The sequence below is a fragment of the Mesorhizobium sp. ES1-3 genome (genome assembly GCF_020164795.1).
Classification (GTDB): domain Bacteria; phylum Pseudomonadota; class Alphaproteobacteria; order Rhizobiales; family Rhizobiaceae; genus Mesorhizobium.
Window position 1 is genome coordinate 40,310 of sequence record NZ_JAIUGW010000029.1, and the last position, 21,324, is coordinate 61,633.

A 21,324-nucleotide genomic window follows, 5' to 3' on the forward strand; every position below is an offset into this window, starting at 1 on the left:
TTTTTCTCCTTGAGAGGTTTGGCCATAGTCAAATCAACCCATCAAATCCCGTTGTGGTGGACGGTCCATGTCGCGCAGACACGGCCCGCCACAGCGCGATCGCCACCGCGAGAACGAGATCATCATGCCTGCCGGTCCTCGCCGCATAGGTCGCCCGCCCCGCCGCCGTGACATGGCGCTGAAAATCCTTCAGTTCCTCGGCCATCGCCGCGCCGTCCGACAGGGCTGCCGCAAAGCGGAGTTGCGCAGAATGCAGCCGCGCGTCCAATGTCGACACAAGTAGGGCCTTCGGAACGCCCCATCGCCGCGGGCCAAGGCCGGTCACCTCGTTGCCGGCGGTGATCTGCACCTTCACCGGCGCCAGGCCGGACGCGTCGAACATATCGCCGACCGCGCGTCCGACGCCGGTCTCGTCAATGACGAAATCGCAGCCATCGCGCAGCGGCGGCCGAGCGAGAATTGTCATGCAATGTTGGACAATCTCAGGGTAGCTCACGCCCAGGGCGACGCGCTCCAGGTGGCGAACGTCGAAGGTCACGGTCGCGCGTTGGCGGGTCACCTTGTCCTTCTGGATGATTTCCCAATCGTCACGCGGTTCGATGCGATGGTGCAGGATGCAGATTGCCGTTGGGTCAACGGACTGCCCCAGGTCGACGCCCATCACAAACCGATCGACCGGCACAACGTGCTTGCGGCGCCACGACACGCCGCGCAGGTCGAAGCGTTCTTCCCGGGTCTCTACCATAGGGTCGAGACCTCCGGAGTGAACGCGGCGTCAATTATGGCGGTGGGGAATGCGGCCTCCTGGTCGTCGTAGAACTCGAGCTGGTACTCCTCGCCGTAGCGCGTCGGCCCCAACTCGCGCAGCTCTTCGGCAAGGAAATCGGCGCTGATTCGGGGACAGTCGGTCGCCGGCACGCGGACGCGCGCCCATGTGTCATCACCATGCCAGGCGTCGAAAAACCAGCCGCGTTTGCCGGCCGGTGTCGTCAGGGCCATCATGCGCGCGTCCGGCCTGGTCGCCATCATCGGTCGACCAGCCGTCATCAACTCGTCGGGGATGCGCGCTGCCTCGTCGGCAATGAGCAGGTCGACGCCAGCGATGCCGCGCACGGTTCGCTCCGAGCCGGGCAATGCAAGGATGCGCGAACCATTCGACAGTTCGGCCCGAAGCGCGCTTTCCGCAGTGAGCTCGGGCGCGCCCTCGAGCTTCTGGTGACATAGCATCAGCCGCCGGAACAGTTCGCCCGATTGCCGCTGCGAGGGCGACAGGATGACGACCAGCGATGGCGCCGCATAGATGGCCGTATGCAGGCCCTTGGCGATGGCAACCTCGGTCTTGCCGCTCTGGCGCGAGCACAACAGGAGCGCGCGGCGAGGATCCTGCCGCAACACGTCAGCCTGCCAGCGGTCGGCGATGACGCCATAGTCCTGCATCATCAGCACCGGGTCGAAGGCCCGCGCCATGTCCCGAGCGAGGCTCATGCTGGCACCGCAAAGGGTTGCCGCACCATGGTCTCTGCCGCGTCGTGTTCGACCGTGTGAAGCACTGCGGCAACGGCCTGCCGCGCCTCGGGGAACGGCGCCAGAGCGCGGACCAGTTCGACGCGAAGGTGAACATACTGAGGCAGCACCGTCACATTGGTGATGGTCGTCCCCGTCGCCAGGTCGCCGAGCAGCCGGCCCGTCAGCTCCAGGTTCTTGTGAATCTGCCCGGCGACGCGCGCGGCCATGCTGCTGTCGCCTGCCTCTTCGGCGACGTCCATCGAGGCGAACAGGCGATGACGCAGCGCAATGAGGTTTGCCAGGAGGGATTGGCTTTCGGTTTCCTTCAGCCGGTCTATGTCGATCGCGGTGTCAGGTCCGGCCAGAAGCTTGGCGCGCAGTTGCGGCGGCAGGTGCGCGCGCTGGTGGCGATAGATCGCGTCCGTCGACACCTTGTACCGGCGATGCAAGGCGGTGACGCTCACGCCGCGCGCCAAGGCGAGGTCGATCGCCGCTCGCTCGCGGTGCGCGCAGATGCTGCACTGTGGTCCTCGGGTGCCCATCCGAACCTATCTCGCCAAATCGCGGTGCACGTTGCCATCGTGTTGCCACGCCGTTGTTTCCGGCTTCATTTCGGGTCCCATCTCTGCCTGCAAAAACGTTGGTTGATTCGTGGGTAGAATGCTCTCGCAGCCTTGAAAGTCAACGTTTCCGGACTTGATTGGCGGAGATATCCTCCGCCATGTGGGGCCTGCCAGGAAAAAGACGAGTGGCTGACTGCGAAAACGCGCGTCGGCGGCTAGGAAACGCCGCGGCCGGAAATCGATGGCGCGGGAATAGTTACCGGTCCTGTAGCGCGTAGCACTCTGTAGCACTCGCGTAGCACTGTTCCGGCAGTAAGGGCGTAGCACTCTGTAGCACCCCCCTTTACAGGGTGCTACAGTGCTACACCTGCCCCCTAGCTCTACGCTGCCCATACCCATCCGTCCCGCTCGCCTATGAGATTTCGAGCCTTGAGCTGGTCACGAAGCCGGCGGAAGTCCTGGCGGGGATTGGCGCCGCCGCTGTCCAGATCGCCCCGGCGGAACAGTTCATCTCGCCAGTGATCGGCTTGCACGGTGACGATGCCGGCCGGGAGGTTGAAGGCGGGAGGCGCCGGCGTTCCTTGTGAAGCGACGACGTTGTGAAGGGCAGTGATGGCGTTGCGCTGCTTGGCGCTCATTTGTTGCTTGGGAGCTATGGCGGGCGCGGCGTCTGCTTCCTCGATCGCGCATGAGGTGATGGCGCGGCCTTCCTCGTCCTGGCCTATCTCGACTGGCACGAGTTTGAAGGCGAAGGCATCGCCGCTGGCGTGGTCGCGCTGCTTGGTCGTGGTCGCCACCACGATGCCCGACTCGGACTTGACGACCTCGACCTCGGTGTCGGCCGCGGCTCTCAGCAGGCTGTGGCCGCGCGCTCCGCGTCCATCGTCCTTTCCGGCGTGATGGATTGCGGCGAGGTGCGCGCCTGTGGCGATGCGGATCTGGTCGCAATGGCGGACAAAGCGGCCCATATCGTCGGGCGAGTTTTCGTTGCCACCGGCCATCGCGCGCGACAGCGTGTCGACGACGATCATCTCCAGCGGCGGATCAGATGGAAGGGCAGCGAGGCGCTGCAGAAGCAGCTTGGCGTCGGTATCCGAGCGACACAAATCGATCGGCTCGGGAATGACGTAGAAGGGCACGCCGGCCGGATCGATGCCGTGATGGATGCTGAAGGCGGTCAACCGCTCCTCGATGCCCAGGCCGCCCTCGCAGGCGACATAGGCGACAGTGCCCGCGCGGACCGTGCGCCCTCTCCAATCGCGCGCCAGGGCGACATGAAGGCCGGCATCGAGGACGAAAGCGGTCTTCCCCGAACCGGACGCGCCATAGACGACCGACATGCTGCCCCGATCGAAGAGGCCGCGCATGAGCGGCTGGCGCCGCGGCAGGCAATGAATGTCGTCCCAGCGGACAGGCACCAGGCGCGGTGGGCGTTGAGGATGCGTCATGCTGCACGCCGCCCGCGTTCGCGCCGGTCGCGCTCCTGGCGCCACTCGACGGCGGCCTCTGCCACCCAAGCGGGGACAGCCGGCGCATTTATAGGAGGCGTGCGGCCGGCCCAGAGCGACAAGAGGCGGCTGGTGTGGTCGACAATCGCGTTGAGACGCTCATCAAGCAGCTCGTGCTCATCAAGACGGAATTGGGCACCCATCAGGAAGCCCCTCGCCACCCCGACACGCGCGCGGACATCAACCGGGATCGGCGGCGCCTTGCCCGTGTCGGCTTGCTCTGGTAGGCTTTGTGGGTCCGCTTGCCGAAGGACACTTTCTTGAGAGCCGGTCCTGCCAGGGGCCGGTTTTCGCATTTCAGTTGCTGGCATTCGCGCCTCCCGCCAGGTGCGCTCGAGCGCCCCACAAGGCGATGAGGGCGGCCTCGGCGGCGCCGTGGTCGCATTTGCGCCGGAACAGGAGGTCGGCATGCGCCGGCCACGTTTCGATCGCCCGCGCCCGTGCGGCCTCTTTTGCGGCCGGGAGGTTAAAGTGTCTCTTCCACACGCCGCTGGCGACGAACAAGAGCGGGATTTCCGCAGCGCCGACAACCCCTTCGAGGATACCGGCCGCCTTGCCGAACCGAAACATCGACGATACGCCCTGCCCAGGCATGGCGCCGACCCGCTCAATGATACAGAGCTCCGGCCGGTACCTGCGTAGCAAAGCTGCTATCAGCGGCGCAGCAAGCATCCGCCGGGTGCCGTCGCCGGAGGTCGGCAACTCGCCTGCCGCGACGAGCCGGCCGAGAGAGTCACACACGCCGAAGCCGCCGCTGATGCCCGGATCGAAGGCAATGATACGGCCGATGTCGGCGGTCATCATGCCGCCTCGGCCGCATGGTCGCGCTGGGCGATCTTGGCTTCCTGCCAGGCGATCACCTCATCCTCGATCCATCCGACCGTGCGCGGCGAGAGATTTATCGGCTTAGGAAACTCGCCCTTTTGCATGAGCTCGTACAGGGTCGACGTCGGGAGCCCTGTGAAATCCTGAACATCTGATCTGCGCAAGAACCGCTTGGCGCGGCCGCCGTCACTGGCTTTGAGCATTTCGCAATCTCCTTTTCCGCGGTTGTTTGGAACCTGACGGAATTGAGATACCGGCGATCAGATCATCCTGTCATACCGTCAAATGCGAGCCGGGTTTTCACTCTACCCGCCACTTGCGAAAGAGCGCGTCAGGATCCCTTTGTAGGAGAACGTTGTCCTGATAATGCACTGTCTTTCGCCATGCGCCGATTGTCGCCTCAGCCGATTTCTGAGCGTCCTTGCCGACGTGGCGTGGAAAGCTTCCCGATTCGCGAACGTGTTTGGCCACGGCGTAGAGCGTAGTAGCGCCAGGGGGCCGGCTGGCCTCGAAGGCGATCGCCGCCTTATAGGCCGCCTCGCTGTCTCTGCGCACTGGCGCGGTGCTGGCAGGCGGGGCATGCGGAGCCGGTTTAAGTAATTCATCAATAAGGCGATAGGCCTCGTACGAGGGCGCCGCCTTCGCATCAACATAGGCTCCGATCAGCCAGACCGCGGCGGCCTTGATCGTGGGTTTTGGATATCCGTTGGCAGGTCCGCGAGACCGGATGTTGCGCAGATGATGCCATAGCCCCTTCGCATAGGCGTGCAGCTTTTCCGGATCGTGCTCGACAATCAGAAAATCCGGATCGACCGGCGGCAGCGCGGCCTTCATCGCCTTGCCGCCATATCGAGAACCTTCGCGCTCTCGGGCGTCCTGTCGGCACAGTATTTAGCCCATGCGGTCATCAACCGGCGCCGCTTCTCAAGCAGGTCGCCGCGCTGATAGGCCTCCTCAGTTTTGTCCTTTAGAGCGTGGGCGAGTGCTGCCTCGGCAATCTCGCGCGGAAAGTTCGACAGCTCAGCGACCCAATCTCGGAATGTCGATCGGAACCCGTGCACGGTCAAATCCTCCATGCCCTCCATACCCTGCAGGAATTCCAGCATGGCCATGTTCGACAGCGACTTGCCTTTGCGGGCGCCGGGGAAGATGTAGGCGCTGTTGGCCTCCCTTGGCGTGCTCTTCAATATCTCGATCGCTCGATCGGAAAGTGGGACGCGATGCAACTTGCCGGACTTCATCCGCGCGGCGGGGATGGTCCATAGCTTGTTCTGGAAATCGAATTCACTGTCGGTCGCGCCGATGGCCTCGCCAGTTCGTACCGCGGTCAAGATGGTGAATTCCAGCGCCTTGGCCGAAATGCTCGACATGGCGCGCAAGCGGCCCATGAAGGCCCTCACCTGGCCGTAGGGCATGGCGGCATGGTGCTGCACCTTCTTGACCTTCGACGGCTTGGGAAGGGTCTTGTCGAGATGCCCGCGCCAGCGAGCCGGGTTTTCACTGTGCTGCGGCCGGAAGCCCCTCACCCGTGCCCAATCTAGAACGCTCTCAATCCTTCCCCGCACGCGAGTGGCCGTCTCATTCTTTGTGGTCCAGATCGGATCGAGTATCTGGCTGATGTGGCCGTCCTCGACCTTCGCAACGTCCAGATCGCCAATGACCGGCCACGCATAGGTTTCCAGCGTGTTCTTCCACTGGCTGCCATGCTTGTCGTTCTTCCATCCTGCCTGCTGCGCGGCGATATAGCGTTCCGACGCCTGCTTGAACGAGACGCGCTTGGCGTCGTCGGCCCGCAGAGTGGCCTTCTTTTCCTTCCGGACTTCGATAGGGTCTATGCCATCCGAGACTTTCTGGCGGGCGTCACGGGCTCTTTCCCGCGCCTCTTTCAGGGAGAAGGTGTTGACGTCGCCAAGCCCCATGTATCGAGCCTTGCCGGCGAGCATGAAGCGGAATATCCACGATTTTGTCACCTCCCCGTCCGCAGCGGTCTTGGATGTCCGCTTGGCGACCTGCAGGTAAAGGCCGCCGCCGTCGGCATACATGCCCGGCTCATTGATCTTCGAAATCAGGCCTAACTTGTTTATTGTCCGCGCCATGTTCCCACATTCCTACCCACAAATCGTTGTCGGAACGTATCGGAACTTGCTGGCATTGTCCATACTGGAAAGAGGCTAAAACCCTTATTTTGTGCGGGTTTGCGGAACTACCCGGAAGGTGTCGGAACATAGGCGGAGGGACACTCCCTCCGCCACAACGTCAATGAATCAGATATTTGGGCAAACTTTGCCTGCCGACGAAACGCAAAAATTGTGGAAAGTGATGGATAACGGATGACGCCCAACCGGCGAAATCGTCACGATTAACGGATCGTTGACCGCGCTGTCCTATTCTGAGACAGCGCGGTCAGATCCCAACCGGACTGCGCAGGCGGCTTCGGCAACCAGCACCCGCCCGCATTGTCGGAGCCGCCGCTACACTCTGGAATAAATACCAGCAATGGTTGAATCAACCGTTACTGCAGTTGTTGAAATTAGAACGAATATCCGCCGTCTTGCTGCCATCCACCACCGGCGCCCCGGTTCAAAAATGGCAAGCTTCTCGCTGTAAGAGAGCCGTACCTTCTATACCGCAACCATTGTCATCCAGCAGGATGACAACAGCAGTGACGGCGGATCGCCTTCCAGCCCGGCTCCATGCAGCAGCGAAAGGCAGGGAGCCGGGTTGACCTTGTCGAATCTAGATGCGCTCGGCCTCCGGCAGGCGTACGATGAACTCGCGGGAGGGCATCTGGGAGGAGCCCTTTATGTTCGAGGTGCGGAGCTTTGTCGCCAAGATGGTGAAACGCGAGCGCATGGCTGCCGAGCAGCGCGTGACGCTGCCGATAGTGAAAACACTCGCCGACCGGCCGGTTCACATCAAACCCCGGCCCGCCAAGAACAGACCGGCTCCGCCGCAGCATCACGCCGCCAGCAACATGTAGGCTTTCAGACGCCTGCACTTTCCGCACAGGACCGAGCTTGAGGATTGAGCGCCGACGCTCGATCCTTTCGCCCTCTTTCTCCGGAACCCTGGTGCGGTGCCGGGGATATTTGCGACGTACCGGGACTGGCGGGCCTATATCACCAGGGGACGGTGCGGCCGAGGTAGTCGACATAGGTCAACCCTGGGGTTCCTCGCTTGGCAAGCAAGATGTTCACGAGGCTCGGCACACTCTCCTCGATGCTCAGCCGCCCATCCGGCCCTCCCAACTTCGTACGGACCCAGCCGGGCGCCATCAGCACCATGGCACGCGGTGTTGCGGCATGGCGGGCCGCGAAGCTTCGCATGAACATGTTCAGCGCTGCCTTGCTGCCGCGGTAAACCTCACGTTGACCCGTCTCATTGTTGGAGATGCTACCCTGCCCGGATGACATCACGCCGATCAGGCCGGTCGCCGGGACAAATGGCTCCAGGCTCTCGAGGACCCGCATCGGGCCGAGTGCATTTGTGACCATTACCCGCACGAACTCGTCGGTCGCCACATCGGCGATCGTTTCAGCCGGGTTATTTGTCACGCCGGCATTGACGAACACTATGTCGAACACCCTGCCCGACAGCCGGTCGCGCAAGGCCGCGACCTGATCGGGCTCGCAGATGTCGACCGTCTCGATTTCGAGCCGGCCTTCGAACTCGTCTGTGAGGTCGTGCAACTTGGTCTGGCCGCTGCCTTTCCGGATCGTGCCGACGACGTTCCAGCCTTTCCTGAGGAACTCGGCCGCCATTGCGTGGCCGAGGCCGCGCGATGCGCCGACGATGAGGATAGTATTTGACTGGGTGTTCAAGGCGCTCGTGGACATTGGGAAATCTTTTTCGTTGGCTGGGATGACCGCAGATATGGGCAACCGGAGGTCATGCGCCAGACGCGCCGAATTCAAACTATGGTTGCATCCGACGCTATATCCGCCAAAACAGCTGGGATAAGGCTGTGCCATGGACAATGTGGACCTGAACCTTCTCGTGGCGCTGGACGTCTTGCTTGCCGAAGGCAGCGTGACAGGGGCGGCCCGACGGCTCGGCTTGAGCACCTCGGCGATGAGCCGGACGCTCACACGACTTCGCGCAGCCACCGGCGACCCGCTGCTCGTCCGGGCCGGACGCGGGCTCGTGCCCACACCGCACGCCACGGAATTGCGCGACCGCGTCCATGAACTTACCCGGGATGTGCGATCGGTTCTGCGGCCGCAAAACATGCGCGTGGACCTGGCCACACTCGAATTGACATTCACCATTCGCGCCAGCGAAGCATTCCTGGAGTTCCTTTCCGGCCCGGTCGTGATTGCGGTTACCCGTGCGGCGCCCCGTGTCCGACTGCGCTTCGCGCCCAAGCCCGACAAGGACGCGCGTCCGCTTCGGGAAGGTCTCATCGATCTGGAGATCGGGTTGCTTGGAACGTCCGCGCCCGAGATACGCACCCAGTTCCTGTTCCACGACAAATATGTCGGCGTGGCCCGGGCCGGACATCCGCTTCTGACGGGCGCTGGTGTCACGCCCGAACGCTACGCCGCCTGTAAGCATGTGGTGGCATCCCGGGAAGGAAATGTCGTCGAGCCGATCGATGGAGCGTTGGTGAAGCTTGGCCTTCGACGCACCGTCGTGGTTGTCGTGCCCGGCTACCCCGATGCAATGCGGATCGTGCGCCAGTCGGATCTGGTAGCGACCGTGCCGCGCTCGTGTTTCGGCAACGCTGGCGCAAGCGACCACGCCGTCGCGACGGGTCTCGAGAGCTTCGAGCTCCCGCTTCCTGTTGCGGAGTTCAAAATATCGGCGATGTGGCATCCTCGCATGGACGCCGACCCGGCCCATCGTTGGCTGCGCGATACCGTGATGTCGGTCTGCCGGGCGGCCTATCCCCGGCGATGAAGGCGTGATTGCGCAGCGATCGCAAGCTCACCCAACGCCAAGGCGCTGATTTGCTCAGTCCGGCTGCTGTGTGCGCTCCGCGATGGCAAATGCCTGCAGGTTCCTGGCCTTGCCGATGTCATGATCGGCGTTTGCGATGATCGAGAAGAAGGCTGCTCTGGCAATATCCTTCTTCGAGGCCTTGGGGTGCGCTTTCCGGGCGGCTTTGACAAGCTGCTTGGGAGACATGTCGGGCGTGACGATCCTCATGAGAGTGTCGCCGATCGCACTCATTTCGCTTGCGTCCATGATGGGCGTCCCTGTGCTGACCGCAGCGGCACAATAGCAAGGACAACTCGCGACCGGCAATATGGTTCTGGAAATGAAAAACCCCGCCGGCAGGGACCGGAGGGGTTAGTCCTGGAAGGACGCGCGTTGCGCTGCGTTCGACAAGCGCGCGCCGACCAAGTAGCGCCAGGTTGCGACATGGGTGTGACACCGGCGAGTGCATGACAAGCCGGGAGCACGACAGCGGCGGCCGGCATCAAGCCTTTGGAAAGGAGAAATGTGGTTCTGTTCGGAAGCTGAAGCGCGGCTGGCGCTGGCCAAAGGCAAGGCGATAAGCGGTCGAATGGATATCTTTGGCACCAAGGGGCTGTTGATCTGCGCGCTGATCTTCATTCCGTTCGAGCATCTGTTCGCCGAGCGACCGCAAAAAATCCTGCGCAAGGGCCTGGGTGTCGACCTGATCTATGTGCTGTTCAACGGCCTCGTCGTAAAGGCGGTAATAATCCTGATAGCGGCCAACACGCTCGAAGCCGCTGCAATGCTGGTCCCGCAATCGGTAACGCACGCGGTCGGCGGCCAGCCCATCTGGCTGCAGATCGCCGAAATCATCCTGATTACCGATATAGGCGTCTACTGGGCACACCGTGCGTTTCACGAAATCCCCGCGCTTTGGAAGTTCCATGCAGTTCATCACGGCATCGAGGAACTGGATTGGCTGGGGGCATTCCACTCTCATCCCGTCGACGCCATAGTCACGAAGGCAATTTCGCTGACACCGATCTTTTTTCTCGGATTCTCCGAGGCCTCCATCGCCGTCTTTTCCGTCATCTACTTCTGGCACACGCTGCTTGTTCATTCGAACTTGCGGATTCCGTTCGGCCCCTTGAAGTGGCTCATCGCCGGCCCGCAATTCCATCGCTGGCACCATGCCAATCAGCGCGAAGCCTACGACAAGAACTTCGCCGGACAGTTGCCCTTCCTCGACGTGGTGTTCGGCACGTACAATGCGACTGGCAGCAAAGTGCCTGAGAAATACGGCGTCGATGATCCGATCCCCTCCAGCTACTTCGGACAGATCGGCTATCCGCTGCTGCGCCGCAGGAAACGATCGAACCGGGCAGTGCAGAATGGCGAAGCCCTCGACGAAAATCAGCCGGCGCGAAACAGCGAGGATCGGGCGCAAACAGGTGCGGTCAATATCGGCCGTTAGGCAATACAATCTCCCCTGTCGTGTCGCCTGAGGGCAGCAGAAATTTCCTCGTGGGTTGGTCTCTGCGGATGCCAGCGATAAATGTAGGTCCTGCGCAATTTGCCACGAGGCTGTTTTCGGCATGGACTATTGCGACGACGATCTCACGAAATTCGAAGCGCATGGCACCGCTCCTTTGCCGGCCGCGGCGGACGAAGGCCAGGTTGAGCATGAGGGTGCAAAAATCTGGTACGCGACGTTTGGGACGGGGTTTCCCGTGATCTTGTTGCATGGCGGCCTTGGCCATAGCGGCAATTGGGGATTTCAGGTCCCGACATTGGTCGAGCACGGCTATCAGGTCGTCACCATCGACAGCCGTGGCCATGGACGCAGCACGCGCGACGAACGGCCGTACAAATACGAGCTGATGGCCTCGGATGTCCTGGCGGTGATGGATCGCCTGCACTTGAACAAGGCTATCGCAGTGGGTTGGAGCGATGGCGCCTGCGTTGCCCTGATCCTTGGCATGAAGGCCGCCGATCGCATCGCGGGCGTGTTCTTCTTCGGCTGCAATATGGATCCCAGCGGTACGAAGGAATTCGAGGCCAATCCCGTCATCGAGCGGTGTTTCAGCCGGCACAAAAAGGACTATGCCGAGCTGTCGGCCACGCCGGATCAATTCGATGCGTTTGTCAACGCCGTGGGCCTGATGATGAAAAGCGAACCCAATTATGGCGTGGCCGAACTGGGAGAGATCGGCGTGCCCGTGGCGGTCGTCCAAAGCGAGCACGACGAGTTTATCAAGGACGAGCACGCGACCTATCTGGCCCGCAGCATACTGGGATCGGAATTGGTCATGCTGCCCGACGTCAGTCATTTCGCGCCCTTGCAGCGTCCCGACCGGTTCAACCGCGTGCTATTGGCTTTCCTCAAAAAAATTCGTCCTTGAGCCCTGTCGCACCGCTTCCGGAATCCCAGCTCTGGGTCAGGCACGCGGGACGCCATCTCGCCTGCGAGGCTTTTCACGTCGAATCGGCTAAGCCTTGCGGTATGAACGAGACCTCACTCTATGCGCCGGTGAAGCGTTTCCTCGAAAACCTCGACTTCGTCGTGAAAGGGGAAATCGGCGGCTGCGACATCGTCGCGCTGCGCGAGGGGGAGCCGCCGATCGTCGTCATCTGCGAGCTGAAGCTGCAGTTCAATCTCGAACTGGTTCTGCAAGGCGTCGACCGCGCGGCTGCTTGCGATGAAGTGTGGCTGGCCGCGCGCATGTCGGCGCGGGGCAAGGGACGTGAAAGCGACGCCCGGTTCCGCAACCTTTGCCGCCGGCTCGGCTTCGGCCTGATTGGTGTGACGGCGAACGACCGCGTCGAGGTGCTCCTGAGCCCCGTCACCGTTACGCCGCGCAAGAATCCGCGTCGCCGCTCGCGTCTGGTCGATGAACATCGGCGCCGTCGCGGCGATCCTGTCGCGGGCGGCGGATCGCGCAATCCGATCATGACCGCTTACCGCCAAAGCGCCCTCGCCTGCGCCGCGGCGTTGGCGGACGGGCCCAAGCGCCCACGCGACCTGAAGGCGCTGACGCCGCTTGCGCCAAAGATCCTGCTGCACAATGTCTATGGCTGGTTCGCGCGCGTCGACCGCGGCGTCTACGATCTCACCGACGCCGGCCGTGCCTCGCTGATCCGATGGCCGCATTCGTCCGACGATGAAACACGACACGGGGTTTTGAATGCGCCGACCCGCCTGAACACGGAAACCTGAGAGGCCTGTTGGTTGATTTTTCAGACAAAACATGCTGCTTGTCCCGCCCATGAAGACACTCTGCATGATGGCAATTGCGTCCCTGACGCTGGCTTTTCCGGCCAGTGCGATGGACAACGCTTTGCGCGCCGGGCTGATGAAACTCGATCCGCAGACCCGCCTCGAGCAGCGTTGCGATGCCGAAATCCTGGACCGGATCACCCACGACGATCGCAAGTTCAAGGCCGACCGCGTCGTCGCATACGCCTTCGCGACGCCGGAGATGAGCGCCGACGCCATCCGGAGCCCCGGTGCGGCGTTCCGCAGCAAGGGACAGTGGTACCGGCTGAAATTCAAATGCCAGACGGGACCGGACCATATGGAAGTTCTCCAGCTCCGCTATCGGATCGGAGATGAGATTCCGGAAGCCGATTGGGCGAAGTACAATCTCTACGATTAGTTTCTCGCGGGCTTGCGCCGGCATTGGCTTGCCGCCGGCGGTTGCTGAGTATCTTCTGTAAATCCACGGCCACGAAAATGGTTTTCCAGCGTTGTCCGGCGCTGCGACTTGACGCCAGCGGACCATGCCTTTAGGCCCGTTCGGACGATCGCCGACGAACACTCGACGAAGGGCTTCCAGGTCGATGGAAATATTTACCGCCGCGGGCTTTTCGGCTCTCCTTCAGGTCATCGCCATCGACCTTGCGCTCGCGGGCGACAATGCCATCGTCATCGGCCTCGCCGCGGCCGGCCTGCCGGTCAGCCAACGCAAGCGAGCCATTCTTGTCGGCATCGCGGCTGCCACCGTTCTTCGAATTTTCTTCGCCCTGATCACGCAATGGCTGCTGACCATTGGTCCCATGCTGCTTATCGGCGGCGGCCTGCTTTTGCTGTGGGTTTGCTGGAAGATGTGGCGCGAATTGCGTGTCAGCCACGATGACGAGCGCGACGCCACCGAAGCGCTGTCGAACGGCGATTTCGACAAGGATGGGGTCATTGCCGGCAAGGGGCCACGCAAGACCTTCTCACAGGCCGCCTGGCAGATCGTCATTGCCGACGTCTCGATGTCGCTCGACAATGTCCTTGCCGTGGCGGGCGCGGCCATGAACCATCCGACGGTGCTGATTGTCGGACTGGCGCTGTCGATCGCGTTGATGGGCTTTGCGGCGTCGTTCGTCGCGCGCCTGCTGCACAAATACCGCTGGATTGCCTATGTCGGCCTGGTCATCATCCTCTATGTCGCGGTCAAGATGCTGCTTGATGGGGCCGTGCAGCAATTCCCCGATCATTTCGCCTTCCTGTCACCATGGTTCGGGTCAGGCGGGCACTGACGCACAGGCCTGGGCCTAGTGCTCCGTTTGCCTGATTGAGGAAGCCGTGCTATTGCGCCGCCCGAATTGAGCTCCTGCCGGGAGCCATGCAAACCGTTATATGTCGAGACTGCGGGCCGGATCGGTGTTTCCGGTTCGTGTCCATTGGAAAATCGCCCATGTCCGCCCCGCGCGTCAGCTTCGTCAGTCTCGGATGTCCCAAGGCCCTTGTCGATTCCGAACGCATCATCACGCGTCTGCGGGCCGAGGGCTACGAGATCGCCCGCAAGCATGATGGCGCCGATCTCGTTGTCGTCAACACCTGTGGTTTCCTTGATTCCGCCCGCGACGAGTCGCTCAACGCCATTGGCTCCGCGCTTTCGGAAAACGGCAGAGTCATCGTCACCGGCTGTCTGGGCGCCGAGCCGGACGTGATCCGCGAGAAGCACCCCAACGTGCTGGCGATCACCGGGCCGCAGGCCTATGAGAGCGTGATGGCGGCCGTCCATGAGGCTGCCCCTCCCTCGCACGATCCCTACATCGACCTCCTGCCGCCGCAGGGCGTCAAGCTGACGCCGCGCCACTATGCCTATTTGAAGATTTCGGAAGGCTGCAACAACCGTTGCACCTTCTGCATCATCCCGGCACTTCGTGGCGATCTCGTCTCGCGGCCGGCTGCCGATGTGCTGCGCGAAGCCGAAAAACTGGCCAAGGCCGGCGTCAAGGAACTCCTCGTCATCTCGCAGGACACCAGCGCCTACGGCATCGACATCAAGTACCAGACGTCCATGTTCGGCGACCGCGAAGTGCGCGCGAAATTCCTCGATCTCTCGGAGGAACTGGGCAAGCTCGGCATCTGGGTGCGCATGCATTACGTCTACCCCTACCCGCATGTCGCCGACGTCATCCCGCTGATGGCCGAGGGAAAAATCCTTCCCTATCTGGACATCCCCTTCCAGCATGCCTCGCCGCAGGTGCTGAAGAACATGCGCCGGCCCGCCCACGGCGAAAAGACGCTCGAGCGCATTCGCGGCTGGCGCGACGTATGCCCGGATCTCGCCATCCGCTCGACCTTCATCGTCGGCTTCCCCGGCGAAACGGACGACGATTTCGAGATGCTGCTCGATTGGCTGGATGAAGCGAAAATCGATCGCGCCGGCTGCTTCAAATATGAACCGGTCAGAGGCGCCCGCTCCAACGAGCTAGGGCTGGAGCAGGTGCCGCAGGAGATCAAGGAAGCGCGCTGGCATCGCTTCATGCAGCGCCAGCAGAAGATTTCGGCAACGCAGCTTGCCAGGAAGGTCGGCAAGCGCCTGCCGGTGCTGATCGACGAAGCGCACGGCATGTCGGCAAAAGGCCGCACCAAATACGACGCGCCCGAGATCGACGGTTCGGTCCACATCCAGTCGCGCCGCCCGATGCGCGCCGGCGACATCGTCACCGTCAAGATCGAGCGTGCGGACGCTTACGACCTCTACGGCTCGGCTGTCTGAGCCCCTCCCGTCAGGTTCTCCATCCAAATGAAAAGGGCGCCTCGCGGCGCCCTCTCCATATCGAATGTGATCCGCCGCTTATTGCGGCAGCTTGTCGTCGACGCCCTTGACGTAGAAATTCATGCCGAGCAGCGTGCCGTCGTCGGCGACCTCGCCGTCCTTCAGCCATGCCGAGCCGTCCTGCTTGGCGATCGGCCCGGTGAAGGGGTTCCAGCCGCCGGCGATCTTCTTTTCGGTCGCTTCGGCCATCGCCTTCACGTCGTCAGGCATGTTGGTGAACGGCGCGAGCTTGACTGCGCCGTCCTTGATGCCGAGCCAGACATTGTCCGGCTTCCAGGTGCCGTCTATGGCTGCCTGCACGCGGCTGATATAGTAAGGGCCCCACTCGTCGGTCAGCGAGGTCAGCTGCGCGTGCGGCGCGAACTTGATCATGTCGGACGACTGGCCGAAGCCATGCAGCTTGCGCTCTTCGGCTACCTGCAGGGGAGCGGTCGAGTCGGTGTGCTGGACGATGATGTCGGCGCCCTGGTCGAACAGCGCCTTGGCGGCGTCCGCTTCCTTGCCCGGATCGAACCACGAGTTCACCCAGACGATCTTGGCCTTGAAGTTCGGATTGATCGACTGTGCGCCGAGCATGAAGGAGTTGATGCCCATCACCACTTCCGGGATCGGGAAGGAGACGATGTAGCCGGCGACGCCGGACTTCGATTCCTTGGCCGCGATCTGGCCGAGCACGTAGCGGCCTTCATAGAAGCGCGCATTGTAGATGCCGAGATTGTCCCCGGTCTTGTATCCGGTGGCGTGCTCGAACATCACCTTGGGAAACTTCTTGGCGACCTTCACTTCAGCGTCCATGAAACCGAACGAGGTGCCGAAGATGATCTTGCAGCCTTCGCGCGCCAGACGCTCGAAGGCACGGTCGGCGTCGGGGCCTTCGGAGACGTTCTCCAGATAGGCGGTTTCGACCTTGTCGCCGAGCGCTTTCTCGACCTCGAGGCGGCCCTGGTCGTGCTGGTAGGAATAGCCGAAATCGCCGATCGGGCCGGTGTAGACCCAGCAGGCCTTCAACTTGGCGGCAGCCTCCGCGGACGCCGCCAGCGACAAGGCCGCTGTCGTCGTCATCAGGGCAATAAGCAGTTTCTTCATTGTGTTACCTCTCTGTGTTAAGCCTTGGAGCTTCCCGTCTTTTTATTGTTGTCAACGATCCGGAACGAATGGCTGCCCCAGGGAGGCCGGCGTGTTCATCATCGTCAGACGCTTGTTGCGCGAGATTAGAACGAGAACCACGACGGTTGCCAGATAGGGCAGAGAAGAAAGCATCTGCGAGGGCACCGGAATGCCAAAAGCCTGTGCATGAAGCTGGCCGATCCACACCGCGCCGAAGATGTAGGCGCCGGCCAGCACCCGCCACGGCCGCCAGGATGCGAACACCACCAGTGCGAGCGCGATCCAGCCGCGGCCAGCGGACATGTTCTCGACCCATTGCGGCGTATAGACGAGCGACAGATGCCCGCCGGCAAGACCGGCGCAGGCGCCGCCGAAGATGACCGCGAGGTAGCGGTAGCGGATGACCTTGATGCCGAGCGCATGCGCCGATGTGTGGCTGTCGCCGATCGAACGCAGCGTCAGCCCGGTACGCGTCTTGAACAGGAACCACATTACCGCGGCCGTCAGCGCGATCGAAATGTAGAATACAGGGTCCTGGCCAAACAGCAGCCTGCCCACGACCGGAATCGAGCTGAGGCCGGGAATGTCGAGATTGGGCAACCTGACGCCGGGCTGGCCGACGAAACGCGTTCCCATCATGCCGGAGAGGCCGAGGCCGAGCAGCGTCAGTGACAGGCCGGTCGCCACCTGGTTGGTGGCCAGCGACAGCGTCATGACGGCAAACAGCAGGGAGAAAAGCGCTCCCACGACGATTGCCGCCAGGAGGCCGATCCAGGGCGACCCGGTCAGGTAACCGGCTCCGAAGCCGCCGACGGCGCCCATGACCATCATGCCTTCGACACCAAGATTGAGCACGCCGGAGCGTTCGACCACCAGTTCGCCGATCGCCGCGATCAAGAGCGGCGTCGCCGCAGTTGCGATGGTCAGGAGGATGTTGACCGTGATGTCCATCAGCGGGCTTCCTTCAACTTTGGTGCGGCCTCGAGCTTGGCGGGGGCTTCCTGTTTCGTCAGCGCCAGGCCGATCAAGCGGATGCGGTAATGAATGAGCGTGTCGCAGCCGAGCACGAAGAACAGCAGCATCCCCTGGAACACTCTCGCCACCTTGTCGGAAATGCCGAGCGCGCTTTGCACCGCCTCGCCGCCGAGATAGGTCAGCGCCAGCACCAGGCCCGCGGCGACGATGCCGAGCGGATTGAGGCGGCCGAGGAAGGCCACGATGATGGCGGTGAAGCCATAGCCGGGCGAAATCACGGGCTGCAGTTGCCCGATCGCGCCGGAAACCTCCGAGATACCGGCAAGGCCGGCGAGTGCTCCAGACAGCAGGAAGGCGAAGAACACCATGCGGTTGAGGCCGAAGCCGGCGAACCGCCCTGCCCTCGGGCTGGAACCCAGCACGCGGACCTCGAAACCCTTGAGCATGCGGCCCATCAGGATCCAGATCAGCACCGCCGCAACCAGGGCGAAGACGAAGCCCCAATTGGCGCGCCCGGCATCGGGCATCAGCTCCGGCAGCACGGCCGAGTCGCCGAACTGGATCGTCTGCGGAAAGCCGTGTCCCTGCGGATCGCGCCAGGGACCGCGCACCAGCCAGTCGAGGAACAGCTGCGCGACGTAGACCAGCATCAGGCTGGTCAGGATTTCGTTGGTGGAGAACCGGGTCTTCAGCAAGGCGGGGATCGCCGCGTAGGCCGCACCGCCGACCATGCCGAGCAGAAGCATCAGCGGCAGCACCAGCGGGCCTTCGAATTGCGGAAACAGCACCGGAATGATGGAGCCGAAGATGGCACCGAAGATGAACTGGCCCTCGGCGCCGATGTTCCAGATGTTGGCCTTGTAGCAGACAGACAGGCCGACAGCGATCAGGATCAGCGGTGCGGCCTTGATTGCCAGCTCATGCAACTGCCAGACCTGGCTGATCGGCTCGATGAAATAGATCTTGAATGCGTTGAGTGGGTTGACGCCGAGCAGCGCGAACATAATGGCTCCGGCGATGATGGTCAGCGCGAAGGCGATGAACGGCGACAGCATCGAAAACAGCGCCGAGCGCTGCGGGCGTTTGACGAGTTCGAGGCGCATCATGCCGTCTCCAGCGTGTGTTCGGCGTGGCCGGGTTCGGCGCCGCCCATCAGCAAGCCGACCTTCTCGAAAGTCGCTTCGGCGATCGGCATCGGCTTCGAGAGTTCGCCATTGTGCATGACGGCGATCGCGTCCGATATCTCGAACAGCTCGTCCAGATCCTGGCTGATCACCAATACGGCCGATCCGCTGCGAGAGAGCTCGATCAAGGCCTGGCGGATGTGCGCGGCGGCTCCGGCGTCGACGCCCCATGTCGGTTGGTTCACCACCATCACGCTTGGCCGGCGGTCGAGTTCGCGGCCGACGATGAATTTCTGCAGATTGCCGCCCGAAAGTGCCGCCGCTTCAGGATCCGGCGCGCTTTTGCGAACATCCATTGCCTCGATGATGCGTTGTGAGGCGGCGTAGACGGCGCCACTCTTGACCATGCCACCGGTGCCGACAAAAGCCTTGCCGTCCGTGGCATGGCGCGACAGCAAGAGGTTTTCCGAGAGTTTCATGCGCGGCGCGGCACCATGGCCGAGACGCTCTTCCGGCACGAAGGCAGCCCCCAGCAGGCGCCGCCCGGTAATGGTGAGGCCGCCGGCGTCCTTGCCGCGGATGCGCACCGAGGCGGCATCGTGCTGCAAAACCTCGCCGGAGACGGACTCGAAGAACTCGCCCTGGCCATTGCCGGCGACACCGGCAATGCCGATCACCTCGCCGGCGCGGACATTGAGGCTGACGTTCTTGAGCGGAATGGAAAACGGCGTCGCCGGCTTGCGGTTGAGGCCGCGGATTTCGAGCAGCGGCTGCGCGGTTTCGATCCCCTCGACCGGCGCCCGCACCACGGCCTGCACCTCGCTGCCGACCATCATGCGGGCGAGCGATGAGGCTGTCTGCTCGCGCGGGTTGCAGTGACCGACCACCTTGCCGTGCCGCAGCACCGTGGCGCGGTCGCAGATGCGTTTGACCTCTTCGAGCCGGTGCGAAATGTAGAGGATCGATTTGCCTTCCGAACGCAACCGCTCCAGTGTTTCGAACAGCTTGTCGGCTTCCTGCGGCGTCAGCACCGATGTCGGCTCGTCCAGGATGATGAGTTGTGGCGTCTGCAGCAGACAGCGGATGATCTCGATGCGCTGGCGTTCGCCGACCGAAAGGTCGCCGACCAGCGATTCCGGATCGAGCGGCAGGCCGTAACTGTAGGAAAGTGCCCTCGCCTTGGCCGCGATGCTGCTGATCGGCGAGCCGTCATCGAGCGACAGCGCGATGTTCTCGGCTGCCGTCAGCGCCTCGAACAGCGAAAAATGTTGGAACACCATGCCGATGCCGAGCTTCTTGGCAACGCCCGGGCTGGTGATCCGCACCGCTTGACCGTTCCAGAAAATCTCGCCCGAATTGGGCTCCAGCGAGCCGAACAGCATCTTGACCAGCGTCGATTTGCCGGCACCGTTCTCGCCGAGCAAAGCGTGGATTTCACCTTTGGCGATGTTGAGGTCGATATGGTCGCACGCTGTCAGCGTGCCGAATATCTTGGTCAGGCCACGAACCTCGAGCAGGTTCGCCCCATCATGATTTGCACTCACAGTGCCTCCCATCCGGATTACCGGACATGTTCTGTGTTCCCGCAAGCATCGTATGCGCGGCCGGCTCTCGTGCGAAAGCAGCACCCAACTTGAAAGAGCTTCAAGAATTTCAGCGGAAACTCAAGGGTAAAGATTTGCCTTCGTCACACAAGGATACGGCTGGCCGGCTTTTCGTGCAAACAATGCCCGCCGCTGCGGCAGGACGCTGAAAACCAAGGCAAACTGTCGTCAGGGAACCAGGACGGTCGTGCCTGTCGTCCTGCGTCCCTCGAGATCCTGATGTGCCTTGCCCGCGTCTTTCAGCGCATAGCGCTGATTGATCTTGATCTCGACCGCACCGCTGAGCACAACCTCGAATAGCGCGGCGGCGGAGGCGTCGAGGTCCTCACGTTTTGCATTGTAGACGAACAGCGTCGGCCTGGTTGCGAACAGCGAGCCCTTCTGCGCCAGCAGCGACATCGAAAACGGCGGGATGGGTCCCGAGGACTGGCCGAAGCTGACGAACATGCCGAGCGGCTTGAGGCAGTCGAGCGAGGCCGGAAATGTGTCGTTACCGACCGAGTCATAGACGACGTCGCATTTCCCGCCGCCTGTGATTGCGGCCACGCCGGCGACGAAATCCTGTTCCTTGTAGTTGATGACATGAGCGAAGCCGTGTGCCTTGGCCAGTTCGATCTTGTCGGCAGAGCTGGCGGTGCCGATGACCGTCGCCCCGAGATGCTTCGCCCATTGGCCCAGAATGAGCCCGACGCCGCCGGCCGCGGCATGAAACAGGATCGTGTCGCCTGCCTTCACCTTGAAGGTCCGGCGCAAGAGATATTCCGCGGTCATGCCCTTCAGCATCATGGCGGCGGCCTGTTCGTCGCTGATGCCGTCCGGCACCTTGACGACCTTGCTGGCATCGATGACGCGCTCTTGCGCATAAGCCCCCGTCGTCACGGCATAGGCAATCCGGTCGCCGGGCTTCAGCCATTCGATGCCCTGGCCGACTTCCAGCACCACGCCGGCGGCTTCGCTGCCCGGAATGAGCGGAAACCCGCCGGGCGGCGGATAGAGGCCCGAGCGATGATAGACATCGATGAAGTTGAGACCGATCGCGGTATGCCTGACCAGGATCTGTCCCGAACCCGGCTGGCCGGGATCGGCGTCTTCATAGGTCAGGACTTCCGGGCCGCCATTGGCGTGGATGCGGATCGCTTTGGACATGGACG

General features: G+C 62.5%; 24 protein-coding genes. 8 read left to right on the forward strand and 16 right to left on the reverse strand.

The window, feature by feature from the left end:
* Nucleotides 1-28: 28 nt before the first annotated feature.
* From LB536_RS27345 to LB536_RS27385, 9 genes are all read right to left on the reverse strand, one after another.
* Entirely contained in the window at nucleotides 29-745 is a 717-nt protein-coding gene (locus LB536_RS27345) for a hypothetical protein (RefSeq protein ID WP_224598060.1), read from the reverse strand.
* Nucleotides 739-1,485: a terminase large subunit domain-containing protein gene (locus tag LB536_RS27350; protein ID WP_224598062.1), complete on the reverse strand. Its 747-nt coding sequence runs from the start codon at nucleotides 1,483-1,485 to the stop codon at nucleotides 739-741. The genes LB536_RS27345 and LB536_RS27350 overlap by 7 nt, the downstream gene beginning before the upstream one ends.
* On the reverse strand, nucleotides 1,482-1,970 hold the full coding sequence (locus LB536_RS27355; protein ID WP_224598064.1) for a hypothetical protein: 489 nt from the start codon (nucleotides 1,968-1,970) through the stop codon (nucleotides 1,482-1,484). The genes LB536_RS27350 and LB536_RS27355 overlap by 4 nt, the downstream gene beginning before the upstream one ends.
* A 479-nt stretch (nucleotides 1,971-2,449) precedes the next feature.
* Nucleotides 2,450-3,517 (reverse strand): AAA family ATPase, encoded by a 1,068-nt coding sequence (locus LB536_RS27360; RefSeq protein ID WP_224598066.1) that lies wholly within the window; start codon nucleotides 3,515-3,517, stop codon nucleotides 2,450-2,452.
* On the reverse strand, nucleotides 3,514-3,720 hold the full coding sequence (locus LB536_RS27365) for a hypothetical protein (protein WP_224598068.1): 207 nt from the start codon (nucleotides 3,718-3,720) through the stop codon (nucleotides 3,514-3,516). The genes LB536_RS27360 and LB536_RS27365 overlap by 4 nt, the downstream gene beginning before the upstream one ends.
* A 154-nt stretch (nucleotides 3,721-3,874) precedes the next feature.
* A complete protein-coding gene (locus LB536_RS27370; protein ID WP_224598070.1) occupies nucleotides 3,875-4,378 on the reverse strand; it encodes a hypothetical protein in 504 nt (167 codons plus the stop codon).
* Entirely contained in the window at nucleotides 4,378-4,605 is a 228-nt protein-coding gene (locus tag LB536_RS27375; RefSeq protein ID WP_224598073.1) for a helix-turn-helix transcriptional regulator, read from the reverse strand. Before LB536_RS27375 ends, LB536_RS27370 begins: the two co-directional genes overlap by 1 nt.
* Nucleotides 4,606-4,702: 97 nt before the next feature.
* Nucleotides 4,703-5,236 carry a hypothetical protein gene (locus LB536_RS27380; protein ID WP_224598076.1) on the reverse strand — a complete coding sequence of 178 codons (534 nt, stop codon included), beginning with the start codon at nucleotides 5,234-5,236 and terminating at the stop codon, nucleotides 4,703-4,705.
* Nucleotides 5,233-6,498, reverse strand: a complete 1,266-nt coding sequence (locus LB536_RS27385; RefSeq protein ID WP_224598079.1) for a tyrosine-type recombinase/integrase — start codon at nucleotides 6,496-6,498, stop codon at nucleotides 5,233-5,235. Before LB536_RS27385 ends, LB536_RS27380 begins: the two co-directional genes overlap by 4 nt.
* Before the next feature lie 707 nt (nucleotides 6,499-7,205).
* On the opposite strand from LB536_RS27385, the gene LB536_RS27390 reads away from it, so the two are divergent.
* Nucleotides 7,206-7,382: a hypothetical protein gene (locus tag LB536_RS27390; protein ID WP_224598082.1), complete on the forward strand. Its 177-nt coding sequence runs from the start codon at nucleotides 7,206-7,208 to the stop codon at nucleotides 7,380-7,382.
* A gap of 139 nt (nucleotides 7,383-7,521) precedes the next feature.
* On the opposite strand, the gene LB536_RS27395 is transcribed toward LB536_RS27390, so the two are convergent.
* A complete protein-coding gene (locus LB536_RS27395) occupies nucleotides 7,522-8,373 on the reverse strand; it encodes an SDR family NAD(P)-dependent oxidoreductase (RefSeq protein ID WP_224598084.1) in 852 nt (283 codons plus the stop codon).
* Between LB536_RS27395 and LB536_RS27400 the strand changes: the two genes are divergently transcribed.
* A complete protein-coding gene (locus LB536_RS27400) occupies nucleotides 8,372-9,301 on the forward strand; it encodes a LysR family transcriptional regulator (protein WP_224598085.1) in 930 nt (309 codons plus the stop codon). The two genes, LB536_RS27395 and LB536_RS27400, sit on opposite strands and share 2 nt — an antisense overlap.
* A 54-nt stretch (nucleotides 9,302-9,355) precedes the next feature.
* Here LB536_RS27400 and LB536_RS27405 read toward each other — a convergent pair whose 3' ends face one another.
* Entirely contained in the window at nucleotides 9,356-9,589 is a 234-nt protein-coding gene (locus tag LB536_RS27405; protein ID WP_224598087.1) for a hypothetical protein, read from the reverse strand.
* Between the two features lie 322 nt (nucleotides 9,590-9,911).
* Between LB536_RS27405 and LB536_RS27410 the strand changes: the two genes are divergently transcribed.
* The 6 genes from LB536_RS27410 to rimO all read left to right on the forward strand — a co-directional run bounded on the left by LB536_RS27410 (nucleotide 9,912) and on the right by rimO (nucleotide 15,303).
* Complete coding sequence (locus LB536_RS27410; protein ID WP_224598127.1) at nucleotides 9,912-10,778, forward strand: sterol desaturase family protein; 867 nt, start codon at nucleotides 9,912-9,914, stop codon at nucleotides 10,776-10,778.
* A 121-nt stretch (nucleotides 10,779-10,899) separates the two neighbouring features.
* A complete protein-coding gene (locus tag LB536_RS27415; protein ID WP_224598089.1) occupies nucleotides 10,900-11,706 on the forward strand; it encodes an alpha/beta fold hydrolase in 807 nt (268 codons plus the stop codon).
* Between the two features lie 101 nt (nucleotides 11,707-11,807).
* Nucleotides 11,808-12,521 (forward strand): DUF2161 domain-containing phosphodiesterase, encoded by a 714-nt coding sequence (locus LB536_RS27420; RefSeq protein ID WP_224598091.1) that lies wholly within the window; start codon nucleotides 11,808-11,810, stop codon nucleotides 12,519-12,521.
* Nucleotides 12,522-12,552: 31 nt separating this feature from the next.
* Nucleotides 12,553-12,960, forward strand: coding sequence for a DUF930 domain-containing protein (locus tag LB536_RS27425; protein ID WP_041163455.1), 408 nt, complete (start codon nucleotides 12,553-12,555; stop codon nucleotides 12,958-12,960).
* 184 nt (nucleotides 12,961-13,144) lie between these two features.
* Nucleotides 13,145-13,831, forward strand: coding sequence for a TerC family protein (locus LB536_RS27430; RefSeq protein ID WP_140758675.1), 687 nt, complete (start codon nucleotides 13,145-13,147; stop codon nucleotides 13,829-13,831).
* Between the two features lie 158 nt (nucleotides 13,832-13,989).
* Nucleotides 13,990-15,303, forward strand: a complete 1,314-nt coding sequence (gene rimO, locus LB536_RS27435; protein WP_224598093.1) for a 30S ribosomal protein S12 methylthiotransferase RimO — start codon at nucleotides 13,990-13,992, stop codon at nucleotides 15,301-15,303.
* Nucleotides 15,304-15,381: 78 nt separating this feature from the next.
* Here rimO and LB536_RS27440 read toward each other — a convergent pair whose 3' ends face one another.
* The 5 genes from LB536_RS27440 to LB536_RS27460 all read right to left on the reverse strand — a co-directional run bounded on the left by LB536_RS27440 (nucleotide 15,382) and on the right by LB536_RS27460 (nucleotide 21,319).
* On the reverse strand, nucleotides 15,382-16,449 hold the full coding sequence (locus tag LB536_RS27440; RefSeq protein ID WP_224598094.1) for a BMP family ABC transporter substrate-binding protein: 1,068 nt from the start codon (nucleotides 16,447-16,449) through the stop codon (nucleotides 15,382-15,384).
* 51 nt (nucleotides 16,450-16,500) lie between these two features.
* On the reverse strand, nucleotides 16,501-17,421 hold the full coding sequence (locus LB536_RS27445; protein WP_140758678.1) for an ABC transporter permease: 921 nt from the start codon (nucleotides 17,419-17,421) through the stop codon (nucleotides 16,501-16,503).
* Nucleotides 17,421-18,551 (reverse strand): ABC transporter permease, encoded by a 1,131-nt coding sequence (locus LB536_RS27450; RefSeq protein WP_140758679.1) that lies wholly within the window; start codon nucleotides 18,549-18,551, stop codon nucleotides 17,421-17,423. The genes LB536_RS27445 and LB536_RS27450 overlap by 1 nt, the downstream gene beginning before the upstream one ends.
* Nucleotides 18,548-20,125 (reverse strand): ABC transporter ATP-binding protein, encoded by a 1,578-nt coding sequence (locus LB536_RS27455; protein WP_181178560.1) that lies wholly within the window; start codon nucleotides 20,123-20,125, stop codon nucleotides 18,548-18,550. Before LB536_RS27455 ends, LB536_RS27450 begins: the two co-directional genes overlap by 4 nt.
* A 216-nt stretch (nucleotides 20,126-20,341) precedes the next feature.
* The gene (locus tag LB536_RS27460) at nucleotides 20,342-21,319 is read right to left on the reverse strand and encodes a quinone oxidoreductase family protein (protein ID WP_224598096.1); all 978 of its coding nucleotides are present in this window, start codon (nucleotides 21,317-21,319) and stop codon (nucleotides 20,342-20,344) included.
* Nucleotides 21,320-21,324 lie beyond the last annotated feature (5 nt).